General features: G+C 69.7%; 14 protein-coding genes. 5 read left to right on the forward strand and 9 right to left on the reverse strand.

The features are described from left to right. Positions 1-213: 213 nt before the first annotated feature. The 3 genes from ACQEVY_RS17545 to ACQEVY_RS17555 form a co-directional block, all read right to left on the reverse strand. The gene (locus ACQEVY_RS17545; protein ID WP_432949500.1) at positions 214-2,997 is read right to left on the reverse strand and encodes a protein kinase; all 2,784 of its coding nucleotides are present in this window, start codon (positions 2,995-2,997) and stop codon (positions 214-216) included. A gap of 165 nt (positions 2,998-3,162) precedes the next feature. Continuing rightward, positions 3,163-5,481 carry a protein kinase domain-containing protein gene (locus tag ACQEVY_RS17550; RefSeq protein WP_432949502.1) on the reverse strand — a complete coding sequence of 773 codons (2,319 nt, stop codon included), beginning with the start codon at positions 5,479-5,481 and terminating at the stop codon, positions 3,163-3,165. A gap of 120 nt (positions 5,482-5,601) precedes the next feature. Then, on the reverse strand, positions 5,602-7,308 hold the full coding sequence (locus tag ACQEVY_RS17555; RefSeq protein WP_432949504.1) for a glycerol-3-phosphate dehydrogenase/oxidase: 1,707 nt from the start codon (positions 7,306-7,308) through the stop codon (positions 5,602-5,604). A 272-nt stretch (positions 7,309-7,580) separates the two neighbouring features. On the opposite strand from ACQEVY_RS17555, the gene ACQEVY_RS17560 reads away from it, so the two are divergent. Continuing rightward, positions 7,581-8,786 carry a nucleotide sugar dehydrogenase gene (locus tag ACQEVY_RS17560; RefSeq protein ID WP_432949506.1) on the forward strand — a complete coding sequence of 402 codons (1,206 nt, stop codon included), beginning with the start codon at positions 7,581-7,583 and terminating at the stop codon, positions 8,784-8,786. 726 nt (positions 8,787-9,512) lie between these two features. Here ACQEVY_RS17560 and ACQEVY_RS17565 read toward each other — a convergent pair. From ACQEVY_RS17565 to ACQEVY_RS17580, 4 genes are all read right to left on the reverse strand, one after another. After that, on the reverse strand, positions 9,513-10,637 hold the full coding sequence (locus ACQEVY_RS17565; protein WP_432949508.1) for a GuaB3 family IMP dehydrogenase-related protein: 1,125 nt from the start codon (positions 10,635-10,637) through the stop codon (positions 9,513-9,515). Between the two features lie 250 nt (positions 10,638-10,887). After that, complete coding sequence (gene guaB, locus ACQEVY_RS17570) at positions 10,888-12,393, reverse strand: IMP dehydrogenase (protein WP_432949510.1); 1,506 nt, start codon at positions 12,391-12,393, stop codon at positions 10,888-10,890. Between the two features lie 175 nt (positions 12,394-12,568). Continuing rightward, positions 12,569-13,156 carry a sigma-70 family RNA polymerase sigma factor gene (locus ACQEVY_RS17575; RefSeq protein ID WP_432949512.1) on the reverse strand — a complete coding sequence of 196 codons (588 nt, stop codon included), beginning with the start codon at positions 13,154-13,156 and terminating at the stop codon, positions 12,569-12,571. A gap of 256 nt (positions 13,157-13,412) precedes the next feature. Next, on the reverse strand, positions 13,413-14,024 hold the full coding sequence (locus tag ACQEVY_RS17580; protein ID WP_003948568.1) for a response regulator transcription factor: 612 nt from the start codon (positions 14,022-14,024) through the stop codon (positions 13,413-13,415). A gap of 398 nt (positions 14,025-14,422) precedes the next feature. Between ACQEVY_RS17580 and ACQEVY_RS17585 the strand changes: the two genes are divergently transcribed. Continuing rightward, positions 14,423-14,752 (forward strand): WhiB family transcriptional regulator, encoded by a 330-nt coding sequence (locus ACQEVY_RS17585; protein ID WP_432949514.1) that lies wholly within the window; start codon positions 14,423-14,425, stop codon positions 14,750-14,752. Between the two features lie 69 nt (positions 14,753-14,821). Here ACQEVY_RS17585 and ACQEVY_RS17590 read toward each other — a convergent pair whose 3' ends face one another. Further along, entirely contained in the window at positions 14,822-15,718 is an 897-nt protein-coding gene (locus ACQEVY_RS17590) for a LysR family transcriptional regulator (protein ID WP_432949516.1), read from the reverse strand. 79 nt (positions 15,719-15,797) lie between these two features. Here ACQEVY_RS17590 and ACQEVY_RS17595 point away from each other — a divergent pair, with 79 nt between their 5' ends. The 3 genes from ACQEVY_RS17595 (at position 15,798) to ACQEVY_RS17605 (ending at position 18,138) form a co-directional block, all read left to right on the forward strand. Next, positions 15,798-16,463 (forward strand): MOSC domain-containing protein, encoded by a 666-nt coding sequence (locus ACQEVY_RS17595; RefSeq protein WP_432949518.1) that lies wholly within the window; start codon positions 15,798-15,800, stop codon positions 16,461-16,463. A 76-nt stretch (positions 16,464-16,539) separates the two neighbouring features. Next, positions 16,540-17,313 (forward strand): SDR family NAD(P)-dependent oxidoreductase, encoded by a 774-nt coding sequence (locus tag ACQEVY_RS17600; protein WP_432949520.1) that lies wholly within the window; start codon positions 16,540-16,542, stop codon positions 17,311-17,313. 117 nt (positions 17,314-17,430) lie between these two features. Continuing rightward, the gene (locus tag ACQEVY_RS17605; protein ID WP_432949522.1) at positions 17,431-18,138 is read left to right on the forward strand and encodes an ester cyclase; all 708 of its coding nucleotides are present in this window, start codon (positions 17,431-17,433) and stop codon (positions 18,136-18,138) included. A gap of 94 nt (positions 18,139-18,232) precedes the next feature. Here ACQEVY_RS17605 and groL read toward each other — a convergent pair whose 3' ends face one another. Further along, positions 18,233-19,858, reverse strand: coding sequence for a chaperonin GroEL (groL, locus tag ACQEVY_RS17610; RefSeq protein ID WP_432949524.1), 1,626 nt, complete (start codon positions 19,856-19,858; stop codon positions 18,233-18,235). Positions 19,859-19,876: the final 18 nt, after the last annotated feature.

The raw sequence follows: 19,876 nt of genomic DNA on the forward strand, positions 1-19,876 counted from the left end.
CTGATTCACGTTTCCCCGCAATGTTCTTGACAGGCCCAGACTAGGGACCGGTCCTCGAACAGGGGAACCGGCACGGCCACTCGGTACCGCACTGTGACGGTTGAGCCTTGTACGTAAAGGACGGGGCCGCAGGAACTGGCAGTAACCGCCGGGCTGGTGGGGCGATCCGGCGGGGGCCCCGTGCCCTCAACAGGTGACCTGTCCTCCGTACCGTCAGCCGGTGATCTGATACGTGGTCGACGCCTGCTCGAACAGCCGCGACACCTCGTCCCGCTCGGCCTCCGGACCCCGCAACTGCACCACGTGGTAACGGCCGTCGGCGAGGATCGCGAGATTGCGTACGTAGATCTCGCGGCCCTCGGCGTCCTGCCAGGTGAACTGGCCCTCGGCCATGGCCCGTCCGCCCACGTCGATCCGCCGCATCCCGCTGGACGTGGCCCAGGTCGAGTCGCGGAACGGCTGCAACTCGCGCTCCTCCTCGCGCTGGTACGTCATCGGATCGTCGCCGTATTCACTGGCGGTGTCGCGCCCAGGCACGATCAGCAGCTCGAATTTGCCCTGGGAGTAGATGACTTGACCACTCCCGTTCTTGGGTGTGCGATCCCAGCCGCGCGCGACCGCGACGCTGAAGCCCTCGGAGTCCTTACGCAGGGTGAAGCCCTGCGGCAGCTCGGGGCCGGTGGTCTGCGTGCCGGAACTGGACGACTGGCTGGGGCTGTTCTCCTTGCTCGGCGTGCTGCTCGGGGTCTCGTCGGACCCGGGATCCGTGCCCGCGTTCCCGTCCGTGCCGGGGTTCGGGTCGGTGTCGGACGAGGCCGCGGGTCCGGGCCCGGCGGCGCCTGGCTGCACACTGCTGCTCGCGTCGGGCTCGGCCTTGGGCATGAAGACCATGGCGTACGCCACGGCCGCGGCCAGCGCCAGCAGGATCAGTAACAGCAGGGTGCGGCCCAGGCGGCGCGGCTTCGGCGCCTTCTCCTGCCGCTTGTGACGGGCCTGCCGCTCGGGCAAGCCCGCGCGACGCTTGCGGACGATCTCGCCCCGGCGGCGTACGACGGGCAGACGCGTCGCATCCAACGGCGGCGCCGCCACGACATGCGTCCCCGCCTCCGGCTCGGGCGCCGACCGTACGAGCGAACGCAGCCAGCCGCGCAGCTCCTCGAAGTCCAGCCGCTCGGTGGGGTCCTGACGCAGCAGCGACTCCACGACCGGCCTCAGCGGCCCGCACTCCTCCGCGAAGGCGGGCGGCTCCGCGCAGACCAGCTGCACGAGCTCGGCGGTGTTCTCCTCCGGATACGGCGCATGCCCCTGCACGGCCCGGAAGAGCAGCGCGCCCAGCGCCCACAGGTCGGTCGAGGGGCCGATCGGCGCCGCCAACTGCCAGTTCTCGTGCACCGGCCCGGCCTGCTCGGGCGCCCATCGCTCGGTGACCGGTCCCACGACAGCCATACGAGCCTGACGGGCCCGCTCGGCGGCAAGGGCGGTGGTGGGGCCTCGGTGAGGGGCGCGTTCGGGGACGAGGTGGGTCCAGCGGGTGGGCTCGGAGGAGGTGTGCTGGTCAGGGGCCTGGGGATCGGTGCGGTGGTCGGTGGGCTGGGTGGGTATGCCGGTCGTCTCGGGGGCGGCACCGCTCCCCGGTACGTCGGTTCCTGCGCCCGATGCGCCAAATCCGTTGCCCGGTATGCCTGTTCCGCCGCCGTTCGCCTGGCCCGGGAGCGCGGGGCGGCCCTGGCCTTGGCCCTGGCCGTTGCCGGGCAGCGCGGGGGCGCCGGCGCGCGGGACGGCGCCGTGCCAGGGGTTCGGCCCGCCCACTCCGTACGGGTCGGCGATCTGGCCGGGCGGCGCCGAGTGCTCCACGCCGTACGCGGAGGTCTGCCCGGCCTCGGCGTCACCGTCGGCGGAGGGCCGGGGCCGCGGGCCGGGCAACGCTGCGTTCTCTCCGTGCCGTCCGTGCTGCCCTTGCTGTCCGTCCCGCTGCTCCTCGTGCACGCGCGCCGCGGCCCGCGCACCGGCGCGGTAGGCCGCGATGGCTCCGGCCCGGGCCGCCCGCACGTCATTGGTCGGCTCCAAGGCCCGCCGCCCCGCGACCGGGGGCTGCGCCACGGGCGCCACGGCTCCATGACCGCCGGGCGCCGCCTCTACGGCGGACCGGTCGCCACCGGGGACGCGGGTGTGGGGAACAGCGGGCGAGCCGTAGTGACCGGGGCTGCCCGACTGACCGGGTTGACCGGGATGTCCGGGCGGACCCGACTGACCGGGCCCATGCTGTCCGGGCTGACCGGATGGTCCGTACGGGCCCTGCGAACCCGTCCCCGTCGAACCCGCGGCCGCACCGGAAGCGGAACCGGAATCGGCCCCCTCAGGGCCCCCGTCGCGCTCACCCTCCGCAACCGGCACCGGGTCGTAGCCGCACAGCGCCTCCTCGGCCGCCCCGGCCGCGAGCCCCGTGAGCATCACCCGGCCGTCGTCGCAGACCAGCACCGTACGCACCGTGATGTTCCGGTGCACCCAGCCGTGCGCATGCAGCACCCGCAACGCGGTCAGCACATCGGCGGCGACCTCGGCGGCCCGGTACGGACTCAGCGGGCGCTCCGCGAGCAGCGCCGCCAGCGGCCGGGCGGGCACCAACTCGCTCACTATCCACAGCGACCCGCCCTCGGCGAACACGTCGAAGACCTGGTCAAGCCGGGGATGGTCGGGTATCTGCGCCGCCGCCTGCGCAGCCTCGATCGCCCGCCGCACGGCAGGCTCGGTGGGCCGCCGCGTGGGCCGCGCGGCCGACCTCCGTGCCCCGCCGTCCCGCGCCACGAACCCGTCGGGCAGACCGTCGGCGTCGATCACCTCCGCCTCGACGACCTCGGGCAACGGCACCTGCCTGACCAGCACTTCCTGCCCGCTGTAGGTGTCGAAGGCCCGGCTCTCGGCGAATTCGTACTCGTCCGAAGGCGGCAGCGGAAGGCGGTAGCGGTCGGCGAGTACCCGTCCCGCATAGTCGTCCACGATGCCTCCCCCGGCCACCCGGTCGGTCAATTCCGCTCGTCATGCGTCCCGTTGTGGCCGCATATCCGGCTGCGTACGGTCCGCAACCACTCACGATACGTGCCGGAGGCAACTCGCAGTGAGGGGATGCGAGATCTCAAGACTCCCGTATCCCTCTTGTATCCCTCAGGCCTTCGGTTGGAACGTCCGCGTGAGTGTCTGCCAGGTGTCCCGGCGAAGCTCGCTGTCCCACGTCGAGGCCTTCGCGGTGTACATCAGCGCGTGACCGAGCCGGTTGTTGACGACGAACCCGCGGTCGATCGAGCGGTACTTGGTCCCGCCCTCCGTAAACGTGAACTCCCAGTCCGCCGCGTTCCAGCCGCGATAGCCGACCTTCTCGATACGGATCCGCTGGTACTGCGACCGCCCCATGAACTGCTCTTGGTTCTTCCAGTCCGCCACGGGGTCGTCCTTGGGCGTGGACGTCCAGGCGACCAGCAGCTCCTGCCCGTCAGGACCGGCGAACCTGTCCCCGCTCGCGCTCGTGGACTGGTACTTCCACCCCTTCGGCAGCCCGATCGAGTACCCCTGGCTCCCCTTGTGCGTCGACGCGGCGATGTCCTTCGAGCCCTCGCCGCCTTCGTTCGCCCCACCGGACCCGCTCGGCGTCGGGCTCGGTGTGCTTCCCGTACTCGGGTTTCCGGAGGCTCCGGCAGCGGACTCCGGCTTTTCGCCGCCGTCCGTGCCCGTACCGTCCTTCTCATCCTGCTTGGTGTCGCTCCCGGCGTTCGCCCCGCTGGACGCGGATTTGTCGCCTCCGCCCTTGTTCCCCTGGGCTCCGGCATTGCCATCGCCGTCCAGCACAACCGCGAGAATCGTGCCGAGTACGGCGAGCGCCACGACCACCGCGACGATCGCCAACGTCCGCCGCGACACCACATCGCTGAGCGGCGCCCTGGGGGTGGTGGGCGACGTCGTCCCGCCCCCTGCCCCCGAAGTCGCGCTTGCCGCAGGGGAGTTCGCTCCGGGGGAATTCGTTTCGGCGGAGCTCAGTCCGACGGCGACTTTCTCATCGTCCTTCGCGGATACTCCGGCCTTGGCTTCGGCCTTCTCTCCGGCAGGCTTCTCCCCGGCTGGCTTCTCGCCTACGGCCTTCTCTCCGCCGGACGCCTTCTCGCTCGCAGCAGCCGCGCCCTCCGCGGAGGAACCCGACGAACCCTTGGATGCGGCGGACTCGGCAGAGTCGGCACGCTCGTCCGAGGTTGCGGACTCAACGGAGCTCGCGGACTCGGCGGCCTGATCCGAGCCGGCGGACTCGGTGGAGTCAGCGGACTCAGTGGAGCCTACGGAGCCGTTGGAGCCGGCGGAGTCCTCGGCCGAACCGTCAGGCTTCCCGCGCACCCCGGCCACCGCCGCCGAGGCCGCCCCCGCCGAAGCGGCAGCACTCTTCCGTACGGAACGAAACGCCCCGAGCAGCCGCTCGGCCGCCTCCTCGCCCTTCTTACTCGCCTTGCCCGGCCTGCTCCCGGCACCACCTCCCGAACTCCGCTTCTTCGAGTTCTTCGAGGGGGCCTCCGGCACGTCCGGCAGAGGCACGACCTTGGTCGCCTCCATCGGCTCCGGCTCCGGCTCGGGCTCGGTCTCCTTGGGCTCGGGCGCGTGGATCACCTCGGTGAGCATCGCCCGTGCACCCGCCTCGTCGAGCCGCTGCTCGGGGTCCTTCACGAGCAGCCCGTAGATGACCTTCTCCAACGGCCCGGCGTTCTTGGGCTGTTCGAGCGGCTCGGTCATCACGGCGGTGAGCGTCGCGATGGCGGAACCCTTGTCGTACGGGGGCACACCCTCCACCGAGGCGTACAGCAGGCCGCCGAGCGACCAGAGGTCGGCGGCGGGGCCCGGCTTGTGGCCGCGCGCCCGCTCGGGCGAGATGTAGGAGGGCGCTCCGACGAGCATGCCGGTCGAGGTGATGGACGGGTCGCCCTCGACCTGCGCGATACCGAAGTCGGTGAGCACGACCCGGCCGTCCTCGGAGATGAGCACGTTCGACGGCTTCACGTCACGGTGCAGGATGCCCTCGCGGTGCGCGGCACGCAGTACGTCGAGGACGGCGAGACCGACTTCCGCGGCGCGCTTGGGGGTGAGCAGCCCGTCCTCACGGATCGCCTCGGCGAGCGACTTGCCTTCGATGAGCTCCATCACGATCCACGGCCGGTTGTCCTCGTCGACCACGTCGAAGACCGTCACCGCGCCGGTGTTCCGGATCCGCGCGATCGCCTTGGCCTCGCGCAGGGTGCGCGTGATCAGCCGCCGCTTCTCGTCCTCATCGATGCTCGACGGGAACCGCAGCTCCTTGACGGCGACCGTCCGGCCCAGCGTCTCGTCCTTGGCTCTCCACACGGTGCCCATGCCGCCGCGGCCGAGGACTTCCCCCAGCCGGTACCGACCGGCGAGGAGACGTTCATCCTTGTCCTGACGAGATGTCCCGTCCCGCTCCGGCTCCGACATGCGTCCCCTCATGCAACCCGCCCCGACAGAGCCTCCATTGTCCCTCACCCGACGACCAGTCAGCGCCCAGGGTGCCCACAAGCGGAATGCGCCATCCGCAACCCCCGCGAGAACGCCGCGCTACAGCGGCACGATGTCCGGCGCCCCCAGCCGTGCCGCGTCGGCCGTCAGGTCGTCCGGCTGCCGCTGCGACTCCCGCTCGGCCTCCACCCGCTTCTCGTAGTGCTGCACCTCACGCTCGATCTGGTCCTTGTCCCAGCCGAGCACCGGCGCCATCAGCTCCGCCGCCTCCCGCGCGCTGCGCGTCCCGCGGTCGAACGTCTCTATCGAGATGCGCGTACGCCGGGTCAGTACATCGTCCAGGTGTCGCGCCCCCTCGTGCGAGGCGGCGTACACGATCTCGGCGCGCAGATAGTCCTCGGCGGCCGGCAAGGCCTCACCCAGTGAGGTGTCCTTGGCGATGAGGTCGAGCACCTCCTCGGCGAGCGCCCCGTACCGGTTCAACAGGTGCTCCACGCGCACCACATGGAGCCCGGTCCGCGCGGCTATGCGCGCCCGCGCGTTCCACAGCGCCCGGTATCCCTCGGCGCCGATGAGCGGGATGTCCTCGGTGACGCAGTCGGCGACGCGCTGGTCGAGGCCGTGCACCGCCTCGTCCACCGCGTCCTTGGCCATTACGCGGTACGTCGTGTACTTGCCGCCCGCCACGACCACGAGCCCCGGCACCGGATGCGCCACGGTGTGCTCGCGCGACAGCTTGCTGGTGGCGTCCGACTCCCCGGCCAGCAGCGGCCGCAGCCCCGCATACACCCCCTGCACGTCGTCACGTGAAAGCGGCACCGCCAGCACGGAGTTGACGTGCTCCAGGAGATAGTCGATGTCCGCGCTGGACGCCGCGGGATGCGCCTTGTCCAGGTCCCAGCCGGTGTCCGTCGTGCCCACGATCCAGTGCCGCCCCCACGGGATCACGAACAGCACGGACTTCTCGGTCCGCAGTATCAGCCCCGTAGTCGAGTGGATCCGGTCCTTCGGCACGACGAGATGGATGCCCTTGGACGCCCTTACGTGGAACTGCCCCCTCTCCCCCACCAGCGCCTGGGTGTCGTCGGTCCACACCCCCGTGGCGTTGACGACCTGCTTGGCGTGGATTTCGTACTCCCCGCCCGCTTCCACATCCTGCACCCTGGCACCGACAACCCGTTCGCCCTCACGCAGGAAGCCGGTCACCCGCGCCCGGTTGGCGACGTTCGCGCCGTACGCCGCCGCCGTGCGCACCAGGGTTGCCACGTAGCGGGCGTCGTCCATCTGCGCGTCGTAGTACTGCAGTGCCCCGACCAGCGCGTCCTTCTTCAAGCAGGGAGCCACACGCAGAGCACTACGGCGGGTCAGGTGACGATGCATCGGCAGCCCGCGTCCATGGCCACGCGCCATCGACATGCCGTCGTAGAGCGCGACGCCCGATCCGGCGTACAACCGCTCCCAGCCCTTGTTCTGCAGTGGATAGAGGAACGGCACGGGCTTGACGAGGTGCGGCGCCAGCCGCTCCAGCAGCAGTCCGCGCTCCTTCAACGCCTCACGTACGAGCGCGAAGTCGAGCATCTCCAGATAGCGCAGTCCGCCGTGTATGAGCTTGCTCGACCGGCTCGATGTGCCCGACGCCCAGTCACGCGCCTCGACCAGGCCGGTGGACAGCCCGCGGGTCGCGGCGTCCAGCGCGGTGCCCGCGCCGACCACACCACCGCCCACGACCAGCAGATCCAGCTCGTGCTCGGCCATCGATGCGAGTGACTCGGCGCGCTCCGCCGGTCCCAGTGCCGCTGTCCTCACCGCTGCCTCCCGCTGTTCGTCGAGCTGGCCTCATCTGTTCGGCGAGGCTCGGTCCACATCGCCCACGCTCAAAGTCTGACGGCCTTCCCCGACTTCGGCCACCACCCACCGCCAGCCTGTGGACAACCCTCGGCGACTCGCAGGGAATCACCACCAGCCAATCCCGCAAATCGGTCATATTTACTCCTAGTCTGACATTGCGCTCGCCCGTTCTGTCCACAGGGCTTGCGCCGTTGTCCCGCCTCGGCTATTGGGAAGGACGGCCCACCGCCATGCCCGCAGATCTCGCCGTCATCGGCCTCGGCCAGCTCGGCCTGCCCCTGGCCCAGGCCGCCGCCACCGCCGGCATCCCCACGCTCGGCTACCAGAGCGGCGCCCCCGCACCGCTGTCCGCCGCCGAACTGCGCCGGATGCTCGCGGCGGGCTTCCGCCCGGCCACCGACCCCGCCGAACTCGGCCGCGTACGCACCGCCGTCATCTGCGCACCCACCCCCCGCGGCACGGACGGCGGCCTGGACCTGTCCCAGGTGACCGCCGCCGCGAGCACCCTGGCCACATGGCTGCGTCCGCACACCACGGTGATCCTGGAATCCCCCGTGTACCCGGGGACCACGGAGGAATTCCTGCGGCCTCTGCTGGAAGAGGGTTCCGGACTGCGCGCGGGCCGCGACTTCCACCTCGCCTACTCACCCAGCCGGGTCGACCCGGGCAACCGCGACCACACCCCGGCGAACACCCCGAAGGTCATCGGCGGCCTCACCCCCGCCTGCACCGAGTCGGCCGCCGCCTTCTACGGCCGGCTCACCGACAAGGTGGTACGCGCGCGTGGCCCCCGCGAAGCGGAAACAGTGCAGCTCCTGGAGACCAACTACCGGCACGTCAACATCGCCTTGGTCAACGAAATGGCCGTCCTCTGCCACGAGTTGGGCGTCGACCTGTGGGACGTCATCCGCTGCGCCGAGACCAAACCCTTCGGCTTCCAGTCCTTCCGCCCCGGCCCCGGAGTCGGCGGCCACGCCGTCCCCCGGGACCTCGCGGGCCCCAGAACCCGCGCCCTGCGCATGGTCGAACTGGCCCAGCAGGTCAACGACCACATGCCCCAGTACGTCATCCAGCGCGCGGCCACACTCCTCAACGAACACGGCAAGTCGGCCCGAGGCGCACGCGTACTCCTCCTCGGCGTGACGTACAAACCCGACCACGCCGACCAACAGGGCTCCCCCGCCCGCGAGATCGCACTCCGACTGATGGAACTGGGCGCCGCCATCACCTACGACGACCCGTACGTCCCCTCCTGGAGCGTCCTGGACCACCCCATCCCCCGCGCGGACTCCCTCTACGAGGCCACCGCCGACGCCGACCTGACGATCCTCCTCCAGCACCACCGCACGTACGACCTCCAGGGGCTTTCGGTGAAGGCGCAGTTGCTGCTGGATACGCGGGGGGCTACGCCTACGGGGGCGGCGCATCGGTTGTGAAGGGGGGCGCGTGCGGGGGGTGTGCTTCTGGGGCTGGTGGCGGGTGGGGCGGGTCCGCGGCTAGCGTGAGGGCAGGTGGAGCCACCGCAGTGGCTGCTGCGGCAGGCTCCTGGATGGTGAACGGAGTGTCCGCCCCTAGTTCTCGTGGGGGCGGCCGCTCTCCAACCGAAGATCCGCAAGGTCACCACGTCCGGCAGCCAAGCCGCCCGACGACGGATCCGGTACCGTACAAAAGGGTGGAGCCCACCGCAGGGGTCACTGCGGCAGGCTCCTGAAAAGTGAACGGAGTGTCCACCCCTAGTCCTCTTGGGGGTGGCCGCTCACCTTCCGTAAATCCACAAGATGCACCTCCTCCGGAACTTCACCATCCGAAGACGGATACGGTCCCAGCGGGTGGGCTTGCGGTGACGACCCATGGGTGCGCCCCCTTCCATGACGCCGCCCAATAACCCGGTGGACGGTCCATTTGGAGCTCGGGCCGGGCCCCGAGGGCCGGGGTCCGGAAACGTTCTCCTTGGAAGGGGGCGCCCCCGAGAACTGGGGCGCCGATCACGGACACTATCGCCCCACTACGCCCGTTCAGCCCACATTCGCCCCAAACGCAACCACGCGCCCCCCTCTCACAACTGGCGCTCCCACCAGTCCACTTGGGCACAGCAAAGGGGCCCGGTCGCCCACACAGGCAACCGAGCCCCTCCCTCCGCTCAAGCCGAGCGCAGCGTCACGTCACCGCTTGTGCTGCGAGTCCGCCACCGTGACCTCGACCCGCTGGAACTCCTTCAGCTCGCTGTACCCGGTGGTCGCCATCGCCCGCCGCAGCGCCCCGAAGAAGTTCATGGAGCCGTCCGGCGTATGGGACGGCCCCGCGAGGATCTCCTCGATCGTGCCGACCGTGCCGAGGTCGACCTTCTTGCCGCGTGGCAGCTCTTCGTTGACGGCCTCCATGCCCCAGTGGTGGCCCTTGCCGGGGCCGTCCGTGGCGCGGGCCAGCGGGGAGCCCATCATGACGGCGTCGGCGCCGCAGGCGATGGCCTTCGGGAGGTCGCCGGACCAGCCGACGCCGCCGTCGGCGATGACGTGGACGTACCGTCCCCCGGACTCGTCCATGTAGTCCCGACGGGCCGCCGCCACGTCCGCGACCGCCGTGGCCATGGGCACCTGGATGCCCAGGACGTTGCGCGTGGTGTGTGCGGCGCCGCCGCCGAAGCCGACCAGGACACCGGCCGCGCCCGTACGCATCAGGTGCAGCGCAGCCGTGTACGTGGCGCAGCCGCCGACGATGACGGGGACGTCCAGCTCGTAGATGAACTGCTTCAGGTTCAGCGGCTCGGAGGCGCCCGAGACATGCTCGGCCGACACCGTCGTACCGCGGATCACGAAGATGTCGACGCCCGCGTCCACGACGGCCTTGGAGAACTGGGCCGTGCGCTGCGGCGAGAGCGCGGCGGCGGTGACCACGCCCGAGTCGCGCACCTCCTTGATGCGCTGCCCGATCAGCTCCTCCTTGATGGGAGCCGCGTAGATGTCCTGGAGGCGACGCGTCGCGTTGTCGACGTCCAGTTCGGCGATCTCGTCGAGGAGCGGCTGCGGGTCCTCGTGCCGCGTCCACAGGCCTTCGAGATTCAGTACGCCGAGGCCTCCCAGCTCGCCGATGCGGATCGCGGTGGCCGGGGAGACGACCGAGTCCATGGGGGCGGCCAGGAAGGGCAGCTCGAAGCGGTAGGCGTCGATCTGCCAGGCGATCGAGACCTCCTTCGGGTCTCGCGTACGGCGGCTGGGGACGACGGCGATGTCGTCGAAGGCGTACGCCCGGCGGCCGCGCTTGCCGCGCCCGATCTCGATCTCAGTCACGTTCTGTGGCCTTTCCCTCTTCGTTGCAGCGTCTTCCAGTATCACCGACGCCCGTGAGCCGCAGGGGCGCGGCCGGTGTCGAGAGGCCGAGCGCGCGGAGGCCCGAAGGGTTGAGCACGGTCGGCCTCTCGACACCGGCTTAGAGCGCCCCGGAGGCGAACCGACAGGCGGCAGGGGCGGCTCCGGAACCTCCGGAGCCGCCCTCATCGTGCTGCACGCGCGCGTGGATGCCGATTCCGACGTCGTACGACTACTTGTTGCGGCTGTAGTTCGGCGCCTCGACCGTCATCTGGATGTCGTGCGGGTGGCTCTCCTTGAGGCCCGCGGAGGTGATCCGTACGAAGCGGCCCTTGGTCTCCATCTCGTCGATGGCGGCCGCGCCCACGTAGCCCATGGTCTGGCGCAGACCGCCGACGAGCTGGTGCAGCACGTTGGCCAGCGGGCCGCGGTAGGGCACTTGGCCCTCGATGCCCTCGGGCACGAGCTTGTCGTCGGCGGCCACCTCGGCCTGGAAGTAGCGGTCCTTCGAGTACGACCGGCCCTGGCCGCGGGACTGCATCGCACCGAGCGATCCCATTCCGCGGTAGGACTTGAACTGCTTGCCGTTGATGAACTGCAGCTCGCCGGGCGACTCCTCGCAGCCGGCGAGGAGGCTGCCCAGCATCACCGTGTCGGCGCCGGCGGCGAGCGCCTTGCCGATGTCGCCGGAGTACTGCAGGCCGCCGTCACCGATCAGCGGGACGCCCGCCGGACGGGCCGCGAGGGACGCTTCGTAGATCGCGGTGACCTGGGGGACGCCGATGCCGGCGACCACGCGGGTCGTGCAGATCGAGCCGGGGCCCACGCCCACCTTGATGCCGTCGACGCCGGCGTCGATCAGGGCCTGGGCGCCGTCACGGGTGGCGACGTTGCCGCCGATCACATCGACGCGGACGCTCGACTTGATCTTCGACATCCAGCTCAGGGCGTTGCTGTTGTGGCCGTGCGAGGTGTCGACGACCAGGAAGTCCACGCCGGCCTCGGCCAGCGCCTGCGCCCGCTCGAGCGCCTCGGGGCTGGCGCCCACGGCGGCACCGACGATCAGGCGGCCCTCGGCGTCCTTCGCGGCGTTGGGGTACTGCTCGGCCTTGACGAAGTCCTTGACCGTGATGAGGCCCTTGAGCACGCCCGCGTCGTCGACCAGGGGAAGCTTCTCGATCTTGTGGCGGCGCAGCAGCTGCATGGCGTCCGGGCCAGAGATGCCGACCTTGCCGGTGACCAGCGGCATCGGGGTCATGACCTCGCGCACCTGACGGGAGCGATCGGTCTCGAAGGCCATGTCGCGGTTGGTGACGATACCCAGCAGCTTGCCGCCGCCGTCGGTCACCGGGACACCGCTGATACGGAACTTGCCGCACAGCGCGTCCGCCTCCGCGAGCGTCGCGTCCGGGTGCACCGTGATCGGGTCGGTGACCATCCCGGACTCGGAGCGCTTCACCAGGTCGACCTGGTTGACCTGGTCCTCGATGGACAGATTGCGGTGGAGTACGCCGACGCCGCCCTGTCGCGCCATGGCGATCGCCATACGGGACTCGGTCACCTTGTCCATCGCCGCCGAGAGCAGCGGGATGTTCACGCGCACGTTGCGGGAGATGCGGGACGAGGTGTCGACCGCGCTCGGAAGCACTTCCGACGCGCCCGGCAGCAGCAGCACATCGTCGTAGGTCAGCCCGAGTGTCGCGAATTTCTCGGGCACTCCGTCGACGTTGGCAGTCATGACACCTTCCCCAAATGGCCTTGATCGGTGCGGATGTCCATGCTAACGGCGAACTGGGGGGTCTGATTCCACACCATGGCTGCTCCGCCGCTTCGTCGGTTCGTACGGGCCTGGTGGCTTCGTCGTTCACCACCTGCGCCGACTCCCGTGAATCCAGGGATCCCGGAAGCCGGTCCTACTGCTCGGCCAGCGCCCTCAAGCGGCTCAGCGCCCGGTGCTGGGCGACCCGGACCGCTCCCGGAGACATCCCCAGCATCTGCCCCGTCTCCTCGGCCGTGAGGCCCACCGCGATCCTCAGGAGCAGCAGCTCACGCTGGTTCTCCGGAAGGTTCGCCAGGAGCTTCTTGGCCCACTCGGCGTCGCTGCTGAGGAGAGCGCGCTCCTCGGGGCCGAGGGAGTCGTCGGGCCGCTCGGGCATCTCGTCCGAGGGCACGGCCGTCGAGCCGGGATGGCGCATCGCGGCGCGCTGCAGATCGGCGACCTTGTGCGCGGCGATGGCGAAGACGAACGCCTCGAAGGGGCGTCCGGTGTCCTTGTAGCGCGGCAGTGCGAGCAGCACCGCCACGCAGACCTCTTGCGCCAGATCCTCGACGAAGTGCCGTGCGTCACCCGGCAGCCGGGACAGCCGGGTGCGGCAGTAGCGCAGCGCGAGGGGATGGACATGGGCGAGCAGATCGTGCGTGGCCTGCTCGTCACCGTCGACGGCACGATGCACGAGCGAACCGATTGCCCCTTGGGCAGTGGCCGCCTCGTCTTCGCGCATCGGTCCATGGTGCCTTGGCGTCGTCTGTTCCGTGGCACCGCGTCCGTTGTTGTGCACCGAAGCGTTATGAGCAGGTGCGCCGGAACTCATCTCCTGCGCCCTCCCCTCCCGCTCGATCGACTCGTCCCCGAGGAACTCCACACCTCAAGGATGCGGCATCCTCGCCGAAACGAGCAGCGGGCACCTGTCGGGCCCTCTCTCCACCCCCGCCCACCACACGGCAGGCGGGGGTTTTCCTACCCCCGCTGCACTTCACCTAACGAACCAGGCCCCACCGGAATCCGAGCGCCACCGCATGGGCGCGGTCCGAGGCGCCGAGCTTCTTGAACAGACGCCGCGCGTGGGTCTTGACGGTGTCCTCCGAGAGAAACAACTCACGGCCGATCTCCGCGTTCGACCGGCCGTGGCTCATGCCCTCGAGCACCTGGATCTCACGTGCGGTGAGCGTCGGCGCGGCACCCATCTCGGCCGAGCGCAGCCTGCGCGGGGCGAGCCGCCAGGTCGGGTCGGCGAGTGCCTGCGTCACGGTCGCACGCAGCTCCGCGCGCGAGGCGTCCTTGTGCAGATAGCCACGGGCTCCTGCGGCCACGGCGAGCGCGACCCCGTCCAGATCCTCGGCAACGGTGAGCATGATGATGCGCGCACCGGGATCGGCGGACAACAGCCGCCGGACCGTCTCCACGCCGCCCAGACCGGGCATGCGTACGTCCATCAGAATCAGGTCCGAGCGGTCGGCGCCCCAGCGGCGGAGGACTTCCTCGCCGTTGGCCGCCGTCGTCACACGCTCGACGCCGGGCACGGTCGCGACCGCGCGGCGCAACGCCTCTCGGGCAAGCGGGGAGTCGTCGCAGACGAGGACCGATGTCATGACTGTCCTCCGCGGCTCTCACAGCTGCTGCGCGTCACCTTGAGCCTCCAGGCTGGTACGAATCGTCACCTGTGCGGTCGATACTCGCCGACGGATTCTGCCGTCCGACCGAGCGTTTGTTCCTTCAACCGCCTCAGCACACTCAACGACGGTCACTCGAAAGAGTTACGGGGCGGTGAGCCACCTTCGGCACTCTACGTGAGGGTGCGGACACGGTGCAGACAGCCGCCGAGGACCCACAAGGTTTCATCACAAGGCATGCCCCATTCAGACGTTTTTCTTCCCATTCGCTGGTGTCTGTAGCTAGATTCGCAATGAGTCATATTTTCATCTCCTTAGATCGTCTACATGCGATCATGGGCAGGTATCCGCCTGAACGGCCACAAGGGGACAACGCAATGGCAGATTTCTCCCGCCTTCCCGGACCCAACGCGGATCTGTGGGACTGGCAGCTCCTCGCGGCCTGCCGTGGAGTCGACAGCTCCCTGTTCTTCCACCCGGAGGGCGAGCGCGGGGCAGCCCGGAGCGCTCGCGAGAACTCGGCCAAAGAGGTCTGCATGAGGTGCCCGGTACGCGCGCAGTGCGCGGCGCACGCGCTGGCGGTGCGCGAGCCGTACGGGGTGTGGGGCGGACTCACCGAGGACGAACGCGAAGAGCTCATGGGACGCGCCCGCAACCGGCTCGTCTCGGCCTCGGCGCCGAGCGGAGGCGTCGCGTCGAACAACTGAACGATCGAAGGAACGTTTCTGCACAGGCTGTGCACAACAGCGGATGCTCTGCTGGGGGACGCGCTGTATTCAGCGCGCCGCGGCGCGGGCCAGCTCGTTCAGCGTGGCCGCCACCGCGGGAACTTGGGCCAGATCGGGCAGCGTGAGCGCGACGATCTCCCGCCGGAGCGCGGGCTCCACCGTCACCGTGCGTGCCCTCTTGGGGCGTACGGACTCGATGGCCAGCTCCGGCAGAACGGCGACGCCGAGACCCGCACCGACCAGACCGACCACCGCCGGATAGTCGTCGGTCGCGAAGTCGATACGAGGGGTGAAGCCGGCGCTCTCGCAGGCCTCGACGAGCTGGCCGCGGCAGCGGGGGCAGCCCGCGATCCACGGGTCCCCGGCGAGTTCGCCAATGGCGACCGACTTCGCACCGGCCAGCCGGTGCCCCTCCGGTACGAGCCCGACGAGCCGGTCGCTGAGCAGGGGCCGTACCACCAGGTCGTCCCATTCCTCGGCGCTCGCCGCCCCCTCGTACCTGAAGGCCAGCGCCACATCGCAGTCGCCCTCTCGCAGCATCGCGACCGAGTGCGGCGGCTCGGCCTCCTCCAGGGAGACCCGGGTTCCGGGGTGTGCGGCGCGCAGGGCGGCGAGCGCGGTCGGTACGAGCGTCGAGCTGCCGCTGGGGAACGAGACCAGGCGGACCCGGCCCGCGCGCAGGCCCGCGATCGCGGCGACCTCCTCCTCGGCGGCGGTGAGGCCGGCGATGATGCCCGCGGCATGGCGTACCAGCGCCTCCCCGGCCTGCGTCAGGCGCATTTCGCGGCCCGTGCGGATCAGCAGCGGGGTACCGACGGAGGCTTCCAGGGCCTTCATCTGCTGGCTGACGGCGGGCTGGGTGCAGCCCAGCTCGCGCCCCGCCGCCGAGAAGGAGCCGGTGGCGGCCACGGCGCGCAGCACACGGAGATGACGGGCCTCGATCATGTCCTGAGCATAAGCGCATCTTGGGTACGTAGCTGAATATTGCGTCGCGCCTTTGGTCACCCTCGCCTAGCGTGCTGGCATGAAGCTTCTGTCGTTGAATCTGGGCCGGCCCGAGGTCACCGAGCACACGGATCAGCCGGAGCGCGTGACCGGGATCGACAAGCGGCCGGTGGGCGGGCCGGTGCGGGTGGCGGCGCCTGGGCCCAAGGGGGTCGGTGCCAGCGGGGTGGCCGGCGACGCCGTGTGTCATACGAAGCATCACGGTGGGGATCACCAGGCTGTGTATGCCTTCGCGCGGGAGGATCTCGACGACTGGGAGCGGGAGTTGGGGCGCACGCTGACCAGCGGCACCTTCGGCGAGAACCTCACCACGGAGGGGCTCGATGTGTCCGGCGCGAAGATCGGGGAGCGCTGGCGGATCGGTTCCGAGGTGGTCCTCGAGGTCACCAGTGGGCGGATTCCGTGCAACACCTTCCAGGGGCATCTCGGGGAGAAGGGGTGGGTCAGGCGGTTCACGCGGAAGGGGGCGCCAGGCGCGTATCTGCGGGTGATCGAGCCGGGGGAGATACGGGCCGGGGATCCGATAGAGATCGTGCACCGGCCGGATCACGAGGTGACCGTCGCCTTCCAGTTCCGGGCGGTCACGACCGAGCGGGAGCTGCTGCCGCGGCTGCTCGCGGCGGGTGACGCGCTGCATCCGGAGGCGATCGAGAGGGCGCGGGCCTATATGGCGCGGCAGAGTTGACGGATCGTCATCCCGGTGGGGCGGAATTCGGGAATCCGATGCGGTCGGGCCGACGCGCACTCCATAACCTTGGGGCATGACAACGGCTCTGATTACGGGATCGACCGCGGGCATCGGTGCCGCCTTCGCGCGGCGCCTGGCCTCCGACGGCCACAACCTCGTGCTGGTGGCGCGTGACAAGAAGCGGCTCGGTGAGCAGGCGACCGAGTTGCACGACCGGCACGGCATCGAGGCGGAGGTGCTGTCGGCGGACCTGGCGACGGACGACGGCATCGAGGCGGTGGCCGCCCGCCTCTCGGACCGTAAGCACCCGGTCGACTTGCTGGTCAACAACGCCGGCTTCGGCAACAAGGGCCGCTTTCTGGACGTACCGATGGCGGACGAGCTGACGATGCTCAAGGTGCACTGCGAGGCGGTGCTCCGGCTGACCTCGGCGGCGACGGAGTCCATGCGGGACCGGGGGCGCGGGGGTGTCGTCAACGTCGCGTCGGTGGCCGCGTTCCTGCCGCGTGGCACCTACGGGGCGTCGAAGGCCTGGGTCGTGCAGTTCACCCAGGGCGTGGCGAAGGACCTGGCCGGGTCCGGGGTCCGGCTGATGGCGCTGTGCCCCGGCTTTGTGCGTACGGAGTTCCATGAGCGGGCCGGGATGGGCACGGACAACATCCCCGACTGGATGTGGCTCGACGCCGACAAAGTGGCCACGGCGGCCCTCGCGGACCTGGCCCGCGGCAAGTCGCTGTCCATTCCCGATCCTCGTTACAAGGCCATCATGGGCTTGGTGAAAGTGGCCCCGCGCGGTCTGCTCGGCGGGGTCAGTTCGAGGGCGGGAAGGAAATACGGGCCGCAGTAACACCCGGTCGCCACCGCATTGCCCCTATTCACGTCGCTAATTCAACTAAGACATCCTTGAGTGATTTTCACTAAAATGGGGGATTCAGCCGGAGTCAGGGGGGCTGGAGGCGGCGTCATGACCTTTGTGCAACTCATCGACTGCAAGACGAGCCGGTTCGACGAGGTGAACCGGCTGATGGACACCTGGGTCGAGCGGACCAAGGGGAAGCGGACGGCGACGCACAGTCTGATCGGCCAGGACCGGTCCGACTCGTCGCACATCATCGAGATCGTCGAGTTCCCGTCGTACGAGGAGGCGATGCGGAACTCGAATCTGCCCGAGACGGACGAGGTCTTCCGCCAGCTGGTGGCGCTCTGCGAGGAGATGCCGACGTTCACGGACCTGGATGTCGTACGGGACGAGCAGCTGTACGCGGCGAATATCCGCAAGCTCTTCGAGACGATCGGCACGAAGGGTGAACTGCCCCCGCTCAACGACCTGATCGCGGAGAACTACCACGACCACGATCCCGCCAACGACCAGGACACCATCGGACTCGACGCGATGCGGCGCGAGATGGGGATGTGGCGCGGAGCGTTCGACTTCACGTTCACCGTCGAGGACCAGATCACCCAGGGCGACCGGGTCTGCACGCGCTGGACCTGGAACGGCACCCACAAGGGTGACTTCCTGGGGATTCCGTCGACCGGCAGGACGGTCAGCATGACCGGGACGACCGTCTTCCGCTGCCAGGAGGACGGCAAGATCGTCGAGGGCTGGTGGCAGTACGACCGGCTGGGGCTGATGGCCCAGCTCGGGGTGCTCGACCAGCTCGAAATCTAGGGCGAATTGAGAGAGGCCCGGTACCCCGCGCGTGGGGTACCGGGCCTCTCTCCGGGCGTCGTCAGGGACGTACCGCCCTACCGTTCGTCAGCGCTCAGTGGGAGTGACCGTGGCCGTGGCCTCCGGCCTCCGGCTCCTCCTCGGCCGGCTTCTCGACGACCAGGGTCTCGGTCGTCAGAAGCAGGGAGGCGATGGAGGCGGCGTTCTCCAGGGCGGAGCGGGTGACCTTGACCGGGTCGATGACGCCCTGCTTGACCAGGTCGCCGTACTCGCCGGTCGCGGCGTTGAAGCCCTGGTTCTTGTCGAGCTCGGCCACCTTGGAGGTGATCACGTAGCCCTCGAGGCCCGCGTTCTCCGCGATCCAGCGCAGCGGCTCGACGACGGCCCTGCGGACCACGGCGACACCGGTGGCCTCGTCGCCGGTCTTGCCGAGGGAGCCCTCGAGGACCTTCGCGGCGTGGACGAGCGCGGAGCCACCACCGGAGACGATGCCCTCCTCGACCGCGGCGCGGGTCGCGGAGATGGCGTCCTCCAGACGGTGCTTCTTCTCCTTGAGCTCGACCTCGGTGGCCGCGCCCACACGGATCACGCAGACGCCGCCGGCCAGCTTCGCGAGGCGCTCCTGGAGCTTCTCGCGGTCCCAGTCGGAGTCCGTGGTCTCGATCTCGGCCTTGATCTGGGCGACGCGGCCCGCGACGTCCTCGGACTTGCCGCCGCCGTCGACGAGCGTCGTGTCGTCCTTGGTGACGGTCACGCGGCGGGCTGTGCCCAGCACGTCGAGACCGACCTGGTCGAGCTTGAGGCCGACCTCCTCGGCGATGACGGTGGCACCGGTGAGGGTGGCCATGTCGCCGAGCATCGCCTTGCGGCGGTCGCCGAAGCCGGGGGCCTTCACGGCCACCGCGTTGAACGTGCCGCGGATCTTGTTCACGACCAGGGTCGACAGGGCCTCGCCCTCGACGTCCTCGGCGATGATCAGCAGCGGCTTGGAGGAGTTGGTCTGGATGATCTTCTCCAGCAGCGGCAGCATGTCCTGGATGGAGGAGATCTTGCCCTGGTGGATCAGGATGTACGGGTCGTCGAGGACGGCCTCCATACGCTCCTGGTCCGTCACGAAGTACGGCGACAGGTAGCCCTTGTCGAAGGCCATGCCCTCGGTGAAGTCCAGCTCGAGACCGAAGGTGTTGGACTCCTCGACGGTGATGACACCGTCCTTGCCGACCTTGTCCATCGCCTCGGCGATCAGCTCGCCGACCTGCGGGTCCTGGGCGGAAAGCCCGGCGACGGCGGCGATGTCGGCCTTCTCGTCGATCGGGCGGGCGGTCGCGAGGAGGTCCTCGGAGATCGCGGCGACGGCCGCGTCGATGCCCTTCTTCAGGGCCGCGGGGGACGCGCCGGCGGCGACGTTCCGCAGGCCCTCGCGTACCAGCGCCTGGGCCAGCACGGTGGCGGTGGTCGTACCGTCACCCGCCACGTCGTTGGTCTTGGTCGCCACCTCCTTCACCAGCTGGACGCCGAGGTTCTCGTACGGGTCCTCGACCTCGACCTCGCGGGCGATGGTGACGCCGTCGTTGGTGATGGTGGGCGCGCCGAACTTCTTGTCGATCACGACGTTGCGGCCCTTGGGGCCGATGGTCACCTTGACCGTGTCGGCCAGCTTGTTGACGCCGCGCTCGAGGGCGCGACGGGCGTCCTCGTCGAACTTCAGGATCTTCGCCATGGAGCTGAGTCAGTCCTT

It is taken from the genome of Streptomyces sp. CA-288835, assembly GCF_050936385.1.
In the GTDB taxonomy this organism is placed as follows: Bacteria; Actinomycetota; Actinomycetes; order Streptomycetales; family Streptomycetaceae; genus Streptomyces.

Coding starts and splice junctions, on each gene's coding strand:
- ACQEVY_RS17595 (WP_432949518.1), top strand. CDS start 15,798: ATGAAGCTTCTGTCGTTGAATCTGGGCCGGCCCGAGGTCACCGAGCAC.
- ACQEVY_RS17585 (WP_432949514.1), top strand. CDS start 14,423: ATGGCAGATTTCTCCCGCCTTCCCGGACCCAACGCGGATCTGTGGGAC.
- ACQEVY_RS17560 (WP_432949506.1), top strand. CDS start 7,581: ATGCCCGCAGATCTCGCCGTCATCGGCCTCGGCCAGCTCGGCCTGCCC.
- ACQEVY_RS17550 (WP_432949502.1), bottom strand. CDS start 5,481: ATGTCGGAGCCGGAGCGGGACGGGACATCTCGTCAGGACAAGGATGAA.
- ACQEVY_RS17575 (WP_432949512.1), bottom strand. CDS start 13,156: ATGCGCGAAGACGAGGCGGCCACTGCCCAAGGGGCAATCGGTTCGCTC.
- guaB (WP_432949510.1), bottom strand. CDS start 12,393: ATGACTGCCAACGTCGACGGAGTGCCCGAGAAATTCGCGACACTCGGG.
- groL (WP_432949524.1), bottom strand. CDS start 19,858: ATGGCGAAGATCCTGAAGTTCGACGAGGACGCCCGTCGCGCCCTCGAG.
- ACQEVY_RS17590 (WP_432949516.1), bottom strand. CDS start 15,718: ATGATCGAGGCCCGTCATCTCCGTGTGCTGCGCGCCGTGGCCGCCACC.
- ACQEVY_RS17580 (WP_003948568.1), bottom strand. CDS start 14,024: ATGACATCGGTCCTCGTCTGCGACGACTCCCCGCTTGCCCGAGAGGCG.
- ACQEVY_RS17605 (WP_432949522.1), top strand. CDS start 17,431: ATGACCTTTGTGCAACTCATCGACTGCAAGACGAGCCGGTTCGACGAG.
- ACQEVY_RS17600 (WP_432949520.1), top strand. CDS start 16,540: ATGACAACGGCTCTGATTACGGGATCGACCGCGGGCATCGGTGCCGCC.